This window comes from Rothia nasimurium (assembly GCF_014217215.1).
Lineage (GTDB): Bacteria > Actinomycetota > Actinomycetes > Actinomycetales > Micrococcaceae > Rothia > Rothia avistercoris.
In genome coordinates, this window is the sequence record NZ_CP056080.1 from 456,082 (window position 1) to 471,939 (window position 15,858).

A 15,858-nucleotide genomic window follows, 5' to 3' on the forward strand; every position below is an offset into this window, starting at 1 on the left:
CTTAAACCTCAATTTGTTCTGTATTTGCACCTATAAATTTCATTTCACCTGTAGCAAATAACTTAGAATCATCGATAGTCCAGGTGTGGGTTGTTTTGTCTGACCTTCTCATAACTAAAAGGTTAAAACGATCAGCGGCATAAATTTTTTCACCAGCATCTATAACCTGCTGTAGGAATGAAGAATCTTCAGAACGTTCCATTTCGGGGAACTTAAAACGCTCAAATGTCTCTTTCCAGCCACAGAATGTAGCGCCACGGATAAAGTCTGTGTATCGATTTTCATGCCCGCTGTAGGTCAGCACTGTGCCATTCATTTCCTCGAAGTAGATATAAGAAGCTGCTTTCCCAGCCAGAGCAGCATTGCTGAACTTCAATGCGTTTTCTAAATCAAGCGCGTAGTTAGAACCGTAGTAATCATCATCATCCATACGGAAGAGAATGTCTCCGGTACAAGCATCAGTGAGTTGATTAAGATTTGCTCCTAGGGTCTGAGACGCAGGAGCGGTCATGATACGTAATCTATCTACTTTATGCTTGTCAGTGAGCATCTTGAGCTGATCATTTGTCACTTCAAAACCATGAGTTAAAATTACTAGCTCTTTATTGTCGAGAGTTTGTCGAGCATAGTTCTGAAAAATATTTTCAAGATGATTGGGTCGGTTTGTGGTTACGAAAAAGCTTCTTTTGGTAGATATACGAGGTGTGCGAATTCCAAGAGCGTTCATTACCTGGAGCGCACGCTGAGTATAGGTGTGGTTAGCCCATACATGTCGTTGAGCTAGGTGCACCTTCCGCTCACGGTATTCGTCAGAACGTACTAGAGCTCTTATCTTATGGTAAGCATCTTCTTCAGAAAGAACTTCTGTAAGCATCTGGTTCGGAAAGAAGTTGCGAATAGCGCCTGTTGTGCCAGTGACTACAGCTGCACCGCAAGCTGTGGCCTCAAATATTCTCCGAGCACACATCGTCTCTGAGTTTACAACTGAATTAACATTTATTACAGCCTTGTAGGCATGGTAGGCAGTGAGCATTTGTGGGTAAGGAAGGCTACCTTTTACCAGCTTAATGTATTCATCAGGGAAACGATATTTAATATCCTCACCAGAATTTCTGGAATATATATCCAACTCAAACTTTGCAGCAGCCGGGAGAATCATGTCCAGCTGTTCGCGACGCTCAGGATACTTATCCCTAAAATACATCCCTCCAAAAACAATCTCGCGGTCTCGAGCAATCTTGCTGACTCTAGCTGGGTTATGAATTTTGGGCTGTGCCGCGAATGGAAGTACGTCTATTCGATCGTGGCCTAATCGGACTTGGTACTCATGAATAAGGTTGCCATCTGTCGTAAATACATAATCGAACAAGCGAGCTGTAGGTAAGAAATCTTCAAAATGGGGAGGATCTTCTTTGTTCCAAAATACAGTAGGAATATTTTTATCCTTACAGTATTTAATCAGGTCTACAACAGCAGGACGGGGCGCAGATTGACCCACAAGGTGATAACGCCAAGACCCATTATTTGCTTCCCAGGCACTCTCCACAAAGAGAAAATCTGGCTTAAATTCTTCAAGGATACTGTGCCAGTTATCTGGCGTGGGCTCAACAGTATTCCACTCATATGCAAATGCACGAGCCGTGAACTCATCTGCTACCACTGCAACTTTGATATCAGGAAATACCGGTGTCGCAGAAGAAGGCTCTACGGGAGGAAATGAATAGGGCTTCGACGGTGAGCTACTATTGCCGCTTGAAGAACTATTTGTAGCAGCAGGCAACTGTGATACAGGAGCAGATTTTGCTAAAGCATTGACTGTTTTTTGAATATCTCGAATGATAGGTGCGGATCGCCCAGTAGAACCTGCAACATTGTTTACCACTATTCCGTTCTTAAGAATGCGACGGTCAGTTCGTCCAGTTAACATTAGAACTTCGTCCGTAGTTGTTTTGAGATTCTTAATCTCATCAAGAAGAGCTAAAGTATTTTCTTGAGCTGAATCCGCAAGGTCTCCCAACTCTTTTACACGAGAAAGAGTTTCTGCTGCGCTAGCTTGGCCTGTTCGCGATGCTGTACTGGCAGAGTAGAGTATTTGCCTGTCAACCAACCGGTAGGTTATCAGTGTACACCATGCTATACCTATAAGCACAGATACCATACCTGCAGCTAGATTCTGTTTAATGATGCAGATAATGAGAACCAACACTGTTAGTATGGTCGGGGCGGTGAGATGTTTAAATAGGTTTTTTCGTCCAATATTATTCATTGTTAGCGCCAAATTCCTTTAGTGTCTACAACCTGTTTACCTGCTAATGCAGTTGCCGCTACAGTCTTAAACTCATCATGGTCGACCAGTAGAACTACGATATCTGCGCGCTCAATCGCAGTTTCGTAGTCGGCAAACTCAACGTTATCAATCCCCTCAAGCTTCTTGGGCAAGGAAGAAACATTGGGCTCAACCGCAATAACGGTACCGTGACCAAACTCTGTTGCAAGACGCTTCGTAATATCCATAGCAGGGGATTCACGTAAGTCATCAATATTCGGCTTAAAAGCCAAACCAAGAGCCGCAATCACCGGCTCAGGGGAAGACCCAGCAGCTTCCTTCACCTTTGAAATAACCCACTCAGGCTTACCGTCATTAACCTCACGCGCAGTTCGAATGAGGTTAGAGTTCTCTCGATCGGTCGACACAATGAACCAGGGGTCAACAGCAATACAGTGACCGCCAACGCCGGGGCCAGGCTGCAAAATATTCACGCGAGGGTGTTTATTCGCCAGGCTGATAAGCTCCCACACATCAATACCAAGCTTGTCAGAAATCAGCGACAGCTCATTTGCAAAGGCAATATTGACATCTCGGAATGAGTTTTCGGTGAGTTTAGCCATCTCAGCGGTAACATCGTCAGTTGCCACCAGCTCACCGGTGCAGAAAGCTCCATAAATTTCTTTGGCAATTTCAGTAGCCTTTGCCGTCTGGCCACCGATAATACGGGAGTTGGTGATGAGCTCTTCCATCGCGTAACCGGGCAGAATACGTTCGGGGCAGTACGCAAAGTAGATGACCGGCTTACCATCAGGGTTCTCGCTACCATCTGCAGCGAGGTCGGGGCGAAGTTCAAGAACCTTAGCAGCAAGCTTTTGAGTGGTCTTGGGGGGAGAAGTGGACTCAAGGATAATCAGCTCGTCGCCCTTGAGCTGAGGCGCAATGCTTTCTGCAGCTGCCATGATGTAGGAAAGGTCCCCCTCGTAGTTCTCCTTGAAAGGAGTAGGGACTGCAATGACATAGACGTCAGCCTGGGGCGTTTCGGTGGTGGCAGTGAGGTTGCCAGAAGAGATAGCTTTTTGCAGCTGCTCTTCAAGGCCCGGCTCAACGATGGTAACTTCACCACGGTTGATGCGCTCAACGTTAGCGGCATTGATATCAACGCCGGTGACCTTAAGGTCGTGATTAGCCATTACAACGGCAGTAGGCAGGCCTATGTAGCCAAGACCTACGAAAGCAACAGTGCGGGTAGACAAGAGTTTCACCTAACGAGTTGGCAGAGCGATGACGTATCGGGTGGCGAAACATCAACGTCTGGTATATGTGTATGCAAATGCTGTTTCTATTCTAAAGGCAGAAACATCTAGGAGGTAATGCAGTACGTAGAGAAATAAATATGGAACGAGGAAAAGCCAATACAATGAGAGCTGAGCTAGACATCTTACCTTGGACGAAACAGGAGCCGTGATGATAAGCGAAGCCTACGAGGCATATAAATATATTCGTCGAGGCGCCTGGCATCTGCGTACCGGTGGTCTCCAGCAGCTCAAGGCGTTCAGAACCAGACAAAACATCATTCAGGGCGCAGATGCTCGCCCTGTCGTCAACAAGCAATCGCCCCTGCGAAGGGTCTTTCTTCGCAATGCCCCCACAATTAGCCTCGACTTTCCTGAGTTAGAAGCCTCGCCCAAACACTCCCTTTTCGGCGACATACACGTAGCCACAATCCTCGATGACTTCTCAGAAGCAGCCTGGGGGCACGAGTTCACTACCTACCCCCTCACACCGGACGAGTGGGAGCAAATTCTTCAAGCAAACCCCATTGATTTACTATTGGTCGAATCTGCCTGGTCGGGTAGTAACGGATCTTGGCGCTACAAGCTTACGGGCAGCAACGCTCCAGCACCAGAACTCACTGCTCTTACTCGCTACTGTAAAGCTAAGGGAATCCCTGCCGTCTTCTGGAATAAAGAAGACCCTCCCCACTTTGAAGATTTTCTAGAAACTGCCAAACTCTTTGATGTTGTTTTCACATCAGATGTCAACAAAATACCTGACTATTGCCGTGCTCTGGGGCATAACCGGGTACAAGCACTTTCTTTTGCTGCGCAAGAAGCAATCCATAACCCTATCCGGCCCAACCACGGATACCATGAGCGAGATATTGCCTTCGCCGGCATGTACTTTGCCCATAAATACCCCGAACGTCGCCAGCAAATGGATCTTCTGCTCGGGGCTGCCTATTCTGCATCAGAAAAAATGCAAACAGGGCTTGAGATTTTTTCACGATTTTTGGGCGACAACCTCAACTATCAATTCCCAGCCCCCTACAACACACGGGTTGTAGGATCCCTTAGCTATAGAAAAATGCTTACCGCCTACAAGGCATACAAGGTTTTCCTCAACGTTAACTCGGTCATAGATTCACCCAGTATGTGCGCTCGCCGAGTATTTGAAATTACAGCTAGCGGTACACCGGTAGTCACCACCAGATCTGAAGCTATACCCCATTTCTTTAGCTCTGCCGAAGTGCCTGTAGTTGACACTCGGGAAGAAGCGCGCCATATGATAACTGCTCTAGTCCGCTCACCAGAGCTTAACAACCGCACTGCTCACCTTGCACAGAGAAAAATCTGGGAAAATCACACCTACTCCCATCGGGCCGCACAAATTTTATCTATGGTGGGCCAACAGGGTACAGAACGCCTAAAACTACCGAGCGTTTCAGCTCTCGTCTCTACCAACAGGCCACAACAAATCGACCATATTTTTGAAACTATGCAGGGTTTCACCAATGTGGAGGTCGAACTCAACCTGCTCACCCACGGGTTTGAGCTCCCTCATCATGAGCTCCACGCCCGTGCACGAGATAGCGGTATTTCTCTCAACATACTTACTGCTGACTCCACCCAGCCACTGGGAGCCTGTCTTAATCAGCTCGTTCAAGTTTCGGGAGGTGATGTGCTCACCAAAATTGACGACGACGACCTCTACGGCCAAAACTATTTACGCGACCTGCTGCACGCTTTGCGTTTCTCAGGTGCAGACATCGTTGGTAAGCAGGCTCACTATATGCACCTCGCACAAAATAACGCAACTATATTGCGTAACCCAGAGCGTGAGCACCGCTGGACCACCTTCGTCGCTGGCCCCACCATCACAGGAAAACGAGAGGTCTTCGTAGACACCCCCTTTGCTCCTAAAAACCGCGGTGAAGACACAACTTTTCTGAATACTGTTGCTAGTTCAGGTGGGCGAATCTACTCTGCTGACCGTTACAACTTCACCCAACTGCGTTCAAAGAACGTGCAGGGGCATACCTGGGATATCGGAACCCCCGAGCTGCTAGCCACCGGTGAGCTCAAATTCTATGGATTGGGAACAGAGCATATTATGTTCTAATTACCCGGTGGTATGAATCAAACAAAACGTATCTAGCCCACCTTCATCTAAGAGAAGGATCATACGCTGACTACATCACCACGCATCTACGTCTACGGCTCCTGCGTCGCTCGAGACACCGTTGCAGCCCTCCCCGCTGGAACCTACACCCTGGCAGGCTACACCGCCCGCCACTCCGTGCTGTCCGAAGGCAGCGACGCCAGTGAAAAACTACCGGCCAGCCTCGGTCTTAACTCAGCCTTCCAAGAGCGCATGGTCCGTGACGACTGGGCAGGTACCCCCCTCGAACAACTCTTCACACGAGCCAACACCATCGACCTGTTTCTCTGGGACCTCACCGACGAACGTCACGGCGTGCACTGGTTCATGAGCGGAGAAATCATCACCCGCTCCATCGATCTCATTCATTCACAGCCAGCTCTCGATGCTCTTGAACCCCACACCCACGTGCCCTTCGGGAGCGACACCCACTTTGAAGGCTGGTGCGAGAAGACCGATGCCTTCGTCAACAGGCTCCGGGATACCGGCCTGTTAGATCGCACCCGCCTGCTACGCATCAACTGGGCTGAAACAACCCCCGACGGGCAGCCCACGCCCGCCTCAATGGGGCTCAGCGCCCCCGAAGCAAACCGGCTCTACGCCCGCTACTACGAGCACCTAGCTGCTGCCGGCGTCCGCACCATCACCGTGCCCGCCAACATCACCTACGCAGACCCCAACCACCGCTGGGGCCTAGCCCCCTTCCACTACACCCCTGAGGTATACCGACATGTCATCGACCAGCTCAGGGCAGAAGGCTATCGGGTTTAAACTACAGCGCTAGAGAAAAACAAAACCTGCACCCCGGCCTTTCTCCACATGAAAGTGGCGCTGGTTGCCATATGCAATGCTCTTGGCACTACATACGGCAACCAGCGCCACAGTCAAGGGGGAAGCGCCTCAGGCCCGGCTGCGAGCCCCGGCAGACGCTATAACGTAAGCCCTACTTACTTGTAGGAGCCCAGCAGCACCGCCGCGCCGCCGTCCACGCCCTTAGCACCCTGCACGTAGTCGGGGTTGCTCTTATACTCGCCAGAATCCTTCTGCACGGTGCCCAGCACCCACGACGGCAGGCCTCGCTTATTCAGGCGCTCAACAGCCGCATCAGCAACAGACGGGTCAACCACAGCAATCATGCCCACACCCAGGTTCAGGGTACGTTCCAGATCAGCCTGGGGCACAGACCCCAGCTCACCAATCAGCTTGAAAATAGCGGGAATCTCCCAGGTAGAACGCTCCACCACACCCACAGTGCCCACGGGCAGTACACGGGCCAGGTTAGCGGCCAAACCACCACCGGTCACATGCGAGAAGCCGCGCACACCCGAACCGGTCTGGCCGTCCTCACCATTCACGGGGAAAGCCTCAATCAAATCCAGGCAGTCAGCGGTGTAAATGCGGGTGGGCTCCAGCAACTCCTCGCCCAGGGTACGGCCCAGCTCAGCCACCTCACGCTCGTACTCCCAGCCAGCAACCGAAAGCACCTTACGCACCAGGGAATAGCCGTTGGAGTGAATACCGCTTGATGCCATAGCAATCAGCACATCGCCCTCGCGCACGCGGTCGGGCCCCAGCAGCTCGTCGGCCTCGACGATGCCGGTAGCGGCACCTGCCACGTCGTACTCGTCCTCAGCCAACAGACCGGGGTGCTCAGCGGTTTCGCCACCCACCAGGGCTGTACCAGCCAGGGAACAGCCCTCAGCCACACCGCGCACAATATCGGCAATGCGCTCGGGCACCACCTTGCCGGTGGCAATGTAGTCGGTCATAAAGAGGGGGCGGGCACCGGTCACCACGATGTCATCAACGACCATACCCACCAGGTCATGACCAATGGTGTGGTGGATATCGAGCTTCTGGGCAATTGCCACCTTAGTACCCACACCATCGGTGGAAGTCGCCAGGTAGGGCTTACGGTAATCCTTGAGCACAGACAGGTCAAAGAGGCCAGCAAAGCCACCCACACCGCCAACCACACCGGCCCCGTGAGTTGCCTTGACGGCGTCCTTCATTAGCTCAACAGCGCGGTCGCCCGCCTCAACATCTACACCAGCCGAAGCGTAGGTAACTGCGTTCTGGTTCTCGCTCATTTAGCGGGCCTCTCGGTCAGTGCCGGTAGAATCGGCAGGAATCGTATCTTGGGGAAGGACTAAATCTTCAAGGTCTGAATCGGGGCCAGGCTCACAAGAGCCGGTGCCCGATGACGCCGCCGGGGCACCATCAAACTTGTGCTCCAGCGCCTCGGTGCCGGGGCGGGTTTCAATAGACACCGCCTTGGCCTTAGAAGGCTTATGGGCAACAGGACGCTCCACCGTCACCTCAGCCGCAGTACCGGCCAGCGGGCCCCCCTTGGAATCATCAAAGATGGACTTGCCGCGGCGGTCTTCGCTGGGTAGCTCGATGGGGTACTTGCCGGTAAAGCAGGCGGTGCACAGGCGCTCGCGCGGCTGCTCGGTAGCGGCAATCATGCCCTCTTCTGAGATGAAGCCCAGGGAATCTGCACCCAGCGACTTACCGATCTCTTCAATGGTCAGCCCGTTAGCAATCAGCTCGGAGCGCGAGGCAAAGTCAATACCGTAGAAGCAGGGCCACTTGACCGGCGGGGACGAAATCCGCACGTGGACCTCTTTCGCACCTGCCTCTCGCAGCATACGGACCAGGGCGCGCTGGGTGTTACCGCGAACGATAGAATCGTCAATCACGACCAGACGCTTACCCTCCACTACGGAGCGCAGGGGGTTGAGCTTGAGCCTAATGCCCAGCTGACGGATGGTTTGCGAGGGCTGAATGAAGGTGCGGCCCACATAGGCGTTCTTCACCAGGCCGTTGCCGAAGGGAATGCCCGATTCCTCAGCGTAACCAATCGCCGCCGGGGTGCCAGACTCGGGGGTGGGCATGACCAGGTCAGCTTCTACCTGGTGCTCACGGGCCAGCTGACGCCCCATCTCAACACGGGATTCGTAGACACTGCGGCCCGAAATCGTGGTGTCGGGGCGGGCCAGGTAGACGTACTCAAAGACGCAACCGGCGGGTTTGGCTTCGGCGAAGCGCTGGGAGCGCAGGCCGTCCTCATCGATAGTGATGAACTCACCGGGCTCTACCTCGCGCACGAAGGAGGCACCGACGATGTCGAGAGCAGCGGTTTCTGAGGCGATAACCCATCCGCGGTCAAGACGGCCCAAGACCAGCGGACGCACGCCCTGGGGGTCGCGCGCAGCGTAGAGGGTGTGCTCGTCCATGAAGACCAGGCAGAAAGCACCTGAGAGAGTGGGGAGCAGATCGAGGGCGGCCTCTTCGAGGCTGTCAAAGTCGTGGTCCTTGAGCAGGGCCGTGACCAGGGCGGTGTCGGTGGTGTTGCCCTGGGCGAGTTCGCCGCGTTCGGGGCGCTTACCGCCGTTCTTGGCTAGCAGGCGGTCGTAGAGGTCAGCCGAGTTAACCAGGTTGCCGTTGTGGGCCAGGGCGAGCGTGCCGTGGGGGGTGTCGCCCAGGGTCGGCTGCGCGTTCTGCCAGATGTTGCCACCGGTGGTGGAGTAGCGGCAGTGACCCACCGCCATATGGCCGGTCATTGAGTTGAGAGTGGCCTCATCAAACACCTGGGATACCAGGCCAATATCTTTGTAGACGTTCAGGTGTTTGCCGTCGCTGGTGGCGATACCGGCTGACTCCTGGCCACGGTGCTGCAGGGCGTAGAGGCCGTAGTAGGTGAGCTTAGCGATATCTTCGCCGGGGGCCCATACACCAAAGACACCGCATTCGTCTTTAGGACCGTGATCAACGGGGTCAAGGTCGAAGGATAGTTTTCCGTCAGGACGAGCCAAGGTGGTTTTCCGTCTCTTGTTGTGGGGTGGTTATCTCGCCGTGTAGCGTGGGGTAGCGCACGTGAGCGAGCGAACATATCAAGTGTACCTGCCCGATAGGCTACTGATAAGTAAAGCCCACCGTGTGAACGTTTCTGCTCACGGGTGGGCTTGGCTTAGTCTTTCTGGCTGACAGCTCGGTAGGTGGTGGTGCGCTTGGCTGAGCGCCTATCGATGAGCAGGGCTACTACGATGGCGGCGGCGGTGCAGAAGGCCCCGAAGATAACGGCCATCACGCCGTAGATTGCACCGAAAGTATAGTTGGGATTCTCGGGGCCGAGGGCGGTCACAACGAAAGCGACAATGAGGCCGATGAGCAGCCCGGTTATAGCAAAGGCCGGTAGGGACGGGGCGCGGCGCACCGTCAGGTTGGCACGGTCAGGCGCGGACGCCGGCGCAAAGTGCTGGCCGGGGGCTGCCTGCTTCTCAACCTCGGTGAGAGGAGCAGCAGGTTCGGTGGGGCGACGGAATCTCGACAGGATGCTCATAACTACTAACCTTACCAAGGCTAGGTTTATAAATCGTCTGTGGTCTGTGCTAACTCTAAAGCATGGAGAGACGTATACCTTTGACTTTGTGTATAGGCACTTCCTCGACCGTGACGCTCGTGTTTGATGGGATGGCTAAGGGTTCGGTGCTCACCATGGGGAGGTTTTTCGTTGGGCGATGAAAGGATAAATACCTGATAACGGCCGCCATCCCAGCCAGCAGCTCGAGCAGCCATGATAGCGTTGCCAAGTTTGCGTTCATTTCGGTTGTTGCTTGCCATGAGCTGCTCCGCGTGTTCTTCGGTCCACAGCACATCATCACGTTTAAATTTAATCCGGGCTATTTCAGGCTTAATCTCTTTTTCAGAGTAAAAGGCCATATAGTTGACGTCTTTGAAGGATCTTCCTGCCTGACACACGTAAATATGGTGGTCGCAGTAAAGAGGCCAGGCATCTTTCCCCGCTACTACAACGGTGTCTTCTGAGCTTACGGGCTTTTCTGCGTAGATAGCATGCACTCTCGATACAGATCGCATCCAGTTCTCGAACTGTGGGTCAATGTACCCAGCCAATTTAAAGATTCTTGTAACTTCAAAGAGAATGTCCGTATTAAGTAGAGAATCGTGGTGGGCAATCCTATTTCTAAATTTCCTTACAGCTTCCAACTCGACAGCGACAGACTTACGTTTCCCTTGATACGCATACGGAAATGCTTTATGCAGGCACTTTTTCCATAACTCATCGTATTTGCTTCCCAGTAGCCCGGACCAGAAGCCAAAAGAAAGAGATGCTGAAATCTGATCCCGGTTATTTTGATGTACTTCAGGAAGCCGGTTCCGCCCTGTTGCTATCATTTCAGCAATGTGATGATTGATGAGTGGCTGTGAAAAAATCCACGGGACGCTTGAGGGGCTCTGTTCGTGGTATTCCCTGAGGGCCTTATCTATGGAATTACGCACCCCTACTTCAAGGTAGGCAATCAGCTCAAAGCAGGTGCTCGCCATGCGATGGATCCAGGCGTAAAGTTCCAGCGCTTCTGGAGCTGAAGCTGTTTGTGCTCTGTAAGGCGAGAGACGTGGTTCGGAGAGAAGCTCCAAAATTTTTGTAATGTCCATCTCATTTTTATCCGGCATGTGTTCATGCTAGCATGAGTGTGAACGCCCCGGTGCGGCCTCTGCCTTGAGTAAGCTCCCGGGGCTTTTATTTTTAAAGAAGTGGCAGATAGTCGCTCAGATCTGCCCGTAACCCGGACGCCGAAATCGCGGGGGCGGCACTCTGCCAGCTGACATAACCCAGCGCGATAGCGCACCAGGTCAGCGGGTCTGTCTCAACAACATTGGGCGGGGTGCCACGGGTATGCCGTGGCCCGGCGATACACTGGGCCACCCCCATGGGCGGCACCCGCACCTCCACAGAATTACCCGGCGCAAGAGTCGCCAGCTCCTCGAGCAGAAAACGGACGGACGCCGCCCGCACGCTCCGGGGCAGGGCAGCGAAAGCCGCCGCGCGGGCGTCCTCACCCTCTGTACCCTCAAAAACCTGCCGTACCTGGGCAAGGGCGGCGAGGCCGTCCGCCTCGGTAATTTTGCGGCGAATCGCCATTAGAGCAGCCCCTCAAAAGCCGCACCGGGCTCGATAGAACCCACGGGCTTCCCGCCACCGGTGATGGGGAAGGTCGTGGCCTCAACCGCCCGGTCAGCGACCCCGCCCTCAAGAAAACCTGCGGCCTGGAGTGCCCGCACCGCGGTCAGGGAAGCAGCCCTGTTAGAGCCGTCAAGTATCTTCAGCGCCACCGATGCGCCAGAGCGCAACCCAATAGCCAGCAAACCCTCAGCCCCGCGCTTAACCACAGCGTCGAGAGTCTCAGCCAGCACCGTATCGGAGCCGCCCGTAGCGTGGACGTACTCGGGGTAATCCACCATAGCCGTAGCGACGGTGGCTGCGCGGGCATCAGCTGTGATGTTCTCAACCGCCGATCCCAGAGTGGAATAGGCCCGGGCAAGGCCCACCAGCGAGGTAGCAGCAACAGGGGCACCGCACCCGTCCACGGTCACATGCTGGGGAGTTTCACCCGTGAACTCCTCAATAGTCTGAAGTACCAACTCCTGCAGGGGGTGGCGCGGGTCGGTGTAGTTATCTGTCGACCAGCCCGACTTCACGCAGCCCCACAGAAAGGCCGCGTGCTTACCGGAACAGTTAAAAGCCAGACGCTGCTTTTCGTGGCCAGCCCTTACCAGGGCGTGGTAACTGGGCTCATCAGCAGGCCAAGCAGGTGGGCAGAGTAGGGCATCAGCGGTCAGCCCGGCCTCAGCCAGCACCGACTGGGCAACCTTCATATGCTCAAAAGAACCGGTATGAGAACCGGCAGCCAGCGCAATCTGGGCCCCCTGTAGCTCAGCCCCCGCGTTCATCGACGCAATAGCCTGCAAGGGTTTGAGCGCCGAACGGGCATAGACCAGAGCCTCGGGGGTCCCCAGGCTCAAGGCGGTAGAACCGTCGGGCGCCAGTACGACCAGCGACCCCACATGGCGGGACTCGATAAAGTCACCACGGGTGACGACTGCCAGCTCTGCTGCCTGCTGCGCGGTAAAAGTCTGCATGCCCACCAGTCTACTGGGTAGCCACTAGCGCTGAAACGAGCGATGCCCGCACTTATTCTGATTCATCCGCAACTAGTTGCGGGTTTTTTCAGAATAAATGCGGGCATCTACCGACTGGCCTTGCGAGATGAGCCGGGTGCGGCGTCCTCGCTACTGCTCTTTCTGCTGCTCAGAAAGAGCATTGAGCGCCTCGCGGGCCGCGCGGGCAGCTCGCTGCGCCTCAACCTGGGCCTCGTCTTCCGCTGCTAGAGCCTGGTCGGCAGCAATCACAGCGGCCTGGGCCAGAGCACGCGTGGACTCAACCGCCACAACCTGGGTGGGACTGACCGGGCGCTCCGGCGCGGACGCCGGTTGCTGAGTGGGTGCAGGGGCTATCACTTCGTGCCGAGCGTCTTCCACCGGCGCGGACGTCCGCGCTTCAGGAGGTGCCGGGGCAGCCTCTTCCTCCTGGGTCCGAGCTTCGAGCTTGGTGCCTTCAACGTCCAGGTCGGGGAGCAGGCGGTCGAGCCAGGCCGGGATCCACCATGCCTTTTCACCCAGCAGGTACATGAGCGCCGGAATCAGGGTCATGCGCACGACGAAGGCGTCCAGCAGAACGCCGACCGCCAGCACGAAGCCGATGGAAGCAATCATGGGGTCACCGGAGAAGACGAAGCCGATAAAGACACCGGCCATAATCAGCGCCGCAGCGGTGACCACGCGGGCGCCGTGATGGTAGCCCACGACAACCGAGGTCTTAGCCCCGCGACCGTGCGAGTAGGCCTCTCGCATGCCCGAGACCAGGAAGAGCTGGTAGTCCATGGCCAAGCCGAAGAGAATACCCACAGCCAGAATCGGCAGGAAGGCAAGCAACGGGCCGGGGGTTGAAACATTGAAGAGCTCAGCAACCCAGCCCCACTGGAATACAGCCGTGGTCGCACCGAGCGCTGCCAGCAGGGAGAAGAGGAAGCCCAGGGTGGCGGTGACCGGTACCAGAATGGAGCGGAACACCAGAATCAGCACCAGCAGCGACAGGCCCATGACCAGCGCAACGTACACCGGCAGAACCTCAGCCAGGTTCTGGGCAATATCAACGGCCATTGCGGTCTGACCGGTGACGCCGAAGGTCACCTCACCATTATCGGTTGAGAGGGTCATATGACGCAGGGTGTGCACCAGGTCGGTGGTCGACTGGGCGTTGGGGCCCTCGTCGGGAATCACCTGGTAGAGCAGGGCGGAGTTGTCGTCAGAGATCATGGCAGGAATGACGGCTGAAACATCGCTCTGATCCAGAAGATCCTGGCCCACCTCAACCTGCAGAGCCTTAGCCTGTTCCTCGGTGGTTCCCTCGGGCAGGCGGGCCGCTACCACGATGGGGCCGTTCTGACCCTCACCAAACTTGTCGGCAATCGTGGTGTACGAGATGTAGGCAGCTGAATCCGTGGTTTGAGAGGCACCGGTCGGCAGGCCCAAACGCATATCGGTCACAGGCAGGGCGACAGCACCCAGCGCCAGAACCACAGCGGCAACGGTAGCAATCGGCTTCTTCAGAATCAGGCCGATCCAGCCGCGGTGGGCCTCCTCGTGGTCAGCCGCCGCCTGCTTAGCCTCCGCCCGAATGAAAGCCGCCTGGGCATCGTCCTCACTGGCAGCCTGAGCGCCAGCCGCAATTTTTGCCCGCTGCTTTTTGCTCAGGACGCGCTCACCCAGCAGGGACATCACGGCGGGGGAGAGGGTGGTGGCTACTGCCACGGCAACAGCAACCGCAAAGGCACCGGCGTTACCCATCACGCCCAGGAAGGGGATACCCACGACATTCAGGCCCAGCAGAGCGATGATAACGGTGGCACCGGCGAAGAAGACCGCGCCGCCGGAGGTACCGGTGGCCAAGGCGATGGACTCCTTTACGTTCATTCCCTTAGCCAGGTTGGTGCGGTGGCGGTTCAGAATGAAGAGGGTGTAGTCGATACCCACAGCCAGACCCAGCATGGTGCCCAGGGTGGGAGTAGTGGAGGTCATCTCGATGACGCTCGAGAGCGACAGGACGGCCAGGGCCGAGGTACCCACGCCAATAATCGCCATGATAACCGGCAGCCCGGCAGCCACCAGGGTGCCCAGCATCAGGAAGAGGACGATAAAGGCAATGCCGATGCCGATAGCCTCAGCGGTCGCATTCATCTCAGGCTCAACACCCTGCATGTACTGGTCGTAGGTGACGGTCAGGCCGTTATCGGACAGCACGTTGAGTTTCTGCTGAGCCGCATCGAGGGTTTCAGCGGGAATAGAGCCGGTCTCGGCATCGAAGGTAACAGAGATAATAGCGGTGGAGTTATCCTCAGAAATCGCAACACCGCTCTCGGACATCTGCAGCAGGCCAGCATTCTGCTCGATAGTGCTCTTACCACTCTCTAACTGAGAACGGGAATCTTCAAGCTGGGCAAGACCGGCTTCATAGTCGGCTCGACCCTGATCAAGCTGGGCCTGAGCCTCTTCCAGCTGGGTACGGCCCTGATTGAGCTGCTCAGCGGTAGCGTCCAGCTGAGCCCGCTGGGCATCAAGCTGAGCCTGCTGGCCGTTAAGCTCACCAAAAGCCTCAGGTGGAGCATCCTCACCCTCAAGACGGCTACGGGCCTCGTTCAGCTGATTCTGGGCGTCCTCAAGCTGGGCGTAGCCCTCATCGAGCTGCTGCTGACCAGACTCAAGCTCAGCCCTGCGGGAATCAAGCTCAGCCTGCCCCGAATCCAACTGGGCCTTAGCGTCATCAAGCTGCGCCTGGCCGTCCGCAAGCTGCTGCTCACCCCCGCTCAACTCAGCCTGACCCGCATCAAGCTGCGCCTGGCCGTCCGCAAGCTGCTGAGCTATAGCAAAGGGATCGGTGGCGCTATCAACGCCCTCAACGGTCTCGGCCTCAGCAACGGCGCTCGCCACAGCAGCCTTCTGCTCATCGGTGAAGGCTGAGCCGTCCTCGGTCTGCACAATGGCAGAACCGGTACCGGCATTGAGATTCAGGTTGAAGGTATCGGTCAGCTCTTCCTGAACCAGCTGCGCCTCGGTACCAGGAATAGTGATGGAATCGGTTAGCTCGCCCTTAAAAGAGGCGTAGGCGCCGCCAGCTAGAGCAATCACCAGCGCCCAGATACCGATAACGGCCCAGGCACGGTGAGCTGCAAAACTGCCGACTTTATAGAGGAACTCAGACATGGCCTGCCGGTTTCCCTTTCGTGTGG

General features: G+C 55.5%; 11 protein-coding genes. 2 read left to right on the forward strand and 9 right to left on the reverse strand.

The window, feature by feature from the left end; genetic code table 11:
- Position 1: 1 nt before the first annotated feature.
- Together HWU94_RS02230 and wecC are read right to left on the reverse strand one after the other, a co-directional pair.
- Entirely contained in the window at positions 2 to 2,266 is a 2,265-nt protein-coding gene (locus HWU94_RS02230) for a glycosyltransferase (protein ID WP_185174130.1), read from the reverse strand.
- A gap of 2 nt (positions 2,267 to 2,268) precedes the next feature.
- A complete protein-coding gene (gene wecC / locus HWU94_RS02235) occupies positions 2,269 to 3,522 on the reverse strand; it encodes a UDP-N-acetyl-D-mannosamine dehydrogenase (protein ID WP_185174131.1) in 1,254 nt (417 codons plus the stop codon).
- Between the two features lie 211 nt (positions 3,523 to 3,733).
- On the opposite strand from wecC, the gene HWU94_RS02240 reads away from it, so the two are divergent.
- Together HWU94_RS02240 and HWU94_RS02245 are read left to right on the forward strand one after the other, a co-directional pair.
- A complete protein-coding gene (locus HWU94_RS02240) occupies positions 3,734 to 5,668 on the forward strand; it encodes a glycosyltransferase (protein ID WP_185174132.1) in 1,935 nt (644 codons plus the stop codon).
- 84 nt (positions 5,669 to 5,752) lie between these two features.
- The gene (locus HWU94_RS02245; RefSeq protein ID WP_409348803.1) at positions 5,753 to 6,478 is read left to right on the forward strand and encodes a DUF6270 domain-containing protein; all 726 of its coding nucleotides are present in this window, start codon (positions 5,753 to 5,755) and stop codon (positions 6,476 to 6,478) included.
- Positions 6,479 to 6,654: 176 nt separating this feature from the next.
- Here HWU94_RS02245 and purM read toward each other — a convergent pair whose 3' ends face one another.
- The 7 genes from purM to HWU94_RS02280 form a co-directional block, all read right to left on the reverse strand.
- Positions 6,655 to 7,797: a phosphoribosylformylglycinamidine cyclo-ligase gene (gene purM / locus HWU94_RS02250; protein ID WP_185174134.1), complete on the reverse strand. Its 1,143-nt coding sequence runs from the start codon at positions 7,795 to 7,797 to the stop codon at positions 6,655 to 6,657.
- On the reverse strand, positions 7,798 to 9,525 hold the full coding sequence (gene purF / locus HWU94_RS02255; protein WP_135012522.1) for an amidophosphoribosyltransferase: 1,728 nt from the start codon (positions 9,523 to 9,525) through the stop codon (positions 7,798 to 7,800).
- Between the two features lie 155 nt (positions 9,526 to 9,680).
- Positions 9,681 to 10,052 carry a hypothetical protein gene (locus HWU94_RS02260; RefSeq protein ID WP_185174135.1) on the reverse strand — a complete coding sequence of 124 codons (372 nt, stop codon included), beginning with the start codon at positions 10,050 to 10,052 and terminating at the stop codon, positions 9,681 to 9,683.
- 26 nt (positions 10,053 to 10,078) lie between these two features.
- Positions 10,079 to 11,185, reverse strand: coding sequence for an Abi family protein (locus tag HWU94_RS02265; protein WP_185174136.1), 1,107 nt, complete (start codon positions 11,183 to 11,185; stop codon positions 10,079 to 10,081).
- A gap of 73 nt (positions 11,186 to 11,258) precedes the next feature.
- The gene (locus HWU94_RS02270) at positions 11,259 to 11,654 is read right to left on the reverse strand and encodes a sterol carrier family protein (RefSeq protein WP_185174137.1); all 396 of its coding nucleotides are present in this window, start codon (positions 11,652 to 11,654) and stop codon (positions 11,259 to 11,261) included.
- Positions 11,654 to 12,652 carry an asparaginase gene (locus HWU94_RS02275; protein ID WP_185174138.1) on the reverse strand — a complete coding sequence of 333 codons (999 nt, stop codon included), beginning with the start codon at positions 12,650 to 12,652 and terminating at the stop codon, positions 11,654 to 11,656. The genes HWU94_RS02270 and HWU94_RS02275 overlap by 1 nt, the downstream gene beginning before the upstream one ends.
- A 150-nt stretch (positions 12,653 to 12,802) precedes the next feature.
- The gene (locus HWU94_RS02280; RefSeq protein WP_185174139.1) at positions 12,803 to 15,832 is read right to left on the reverse strand and encodes an MMPL family transporter; all 3,030 of its coding nucleotides are present in this window, start codon (positions 15,830 to 15,832) and stop codon (positions 12,803 to 12,805) included.
- Positions 15,833 to 15,858 lie beyond the last annotated feature (26 nt).

Bases quoted from the DNA above. Each gene is read 5' to 3' on its own strand.
- purM (WP_185174134.1), bottom strand. From the start codon at position 7,797: ATGAGCGAGAACCAGAACGCAGTTACCTACGCTTCGGCTGGTGTAGAT.
- HWU94_RS02280 (WP_185174139.1), bottom strand. From the start codon at position 15,832: ATGTCTGAGTTCCTCTATAAAGTCGGCAGTTTTGCAGCTCACCGTGCC.
- HWU94_RS02240 (WP_185174132.1), top strand. From the start codon at position 3,734: ATGATAAGCGAAGCCTACGAGGCATATAAATATATTCGTCGAGGCGCC.
- HWU94_RS02270 (WP_185174137.1), bottom strand. From the start codon at position 11,654: ATGGCGATTCGCCGCAAAATTACCGAGGCGGACGGCCTCGCCGCCCTT.
- HWU94_RS02275 (WP_185174138.1), bottom strand. From the start codon at position 12,652: ATGCAGACTTTTACCGCGCAGCAGGCAGCAGAGCTGGCAGTCGTCACC.
- HWU94_RS02260 (WP_185174135.1), bottom strand. From the start codon at position 10,052: ATGAGCATCCTGTCGAGATTCCGTCGCCCCACCGAACCTGCTGCTCCT.
- HWU94_RS02230 (WP_185174130.1), bottom strand. From the start codon at position 2,266: ATGAATAATATTGGACGAAAAAACCTATTTAAACATCTCACCGCCCCG.
- HWU94_RS02265 (WP_185174136.1), bottom strand. From the start codon at position 11,185: ATGCCGGATAAAAATGAGATGGACATTACAAAAATTTTGGAGCTTCTC.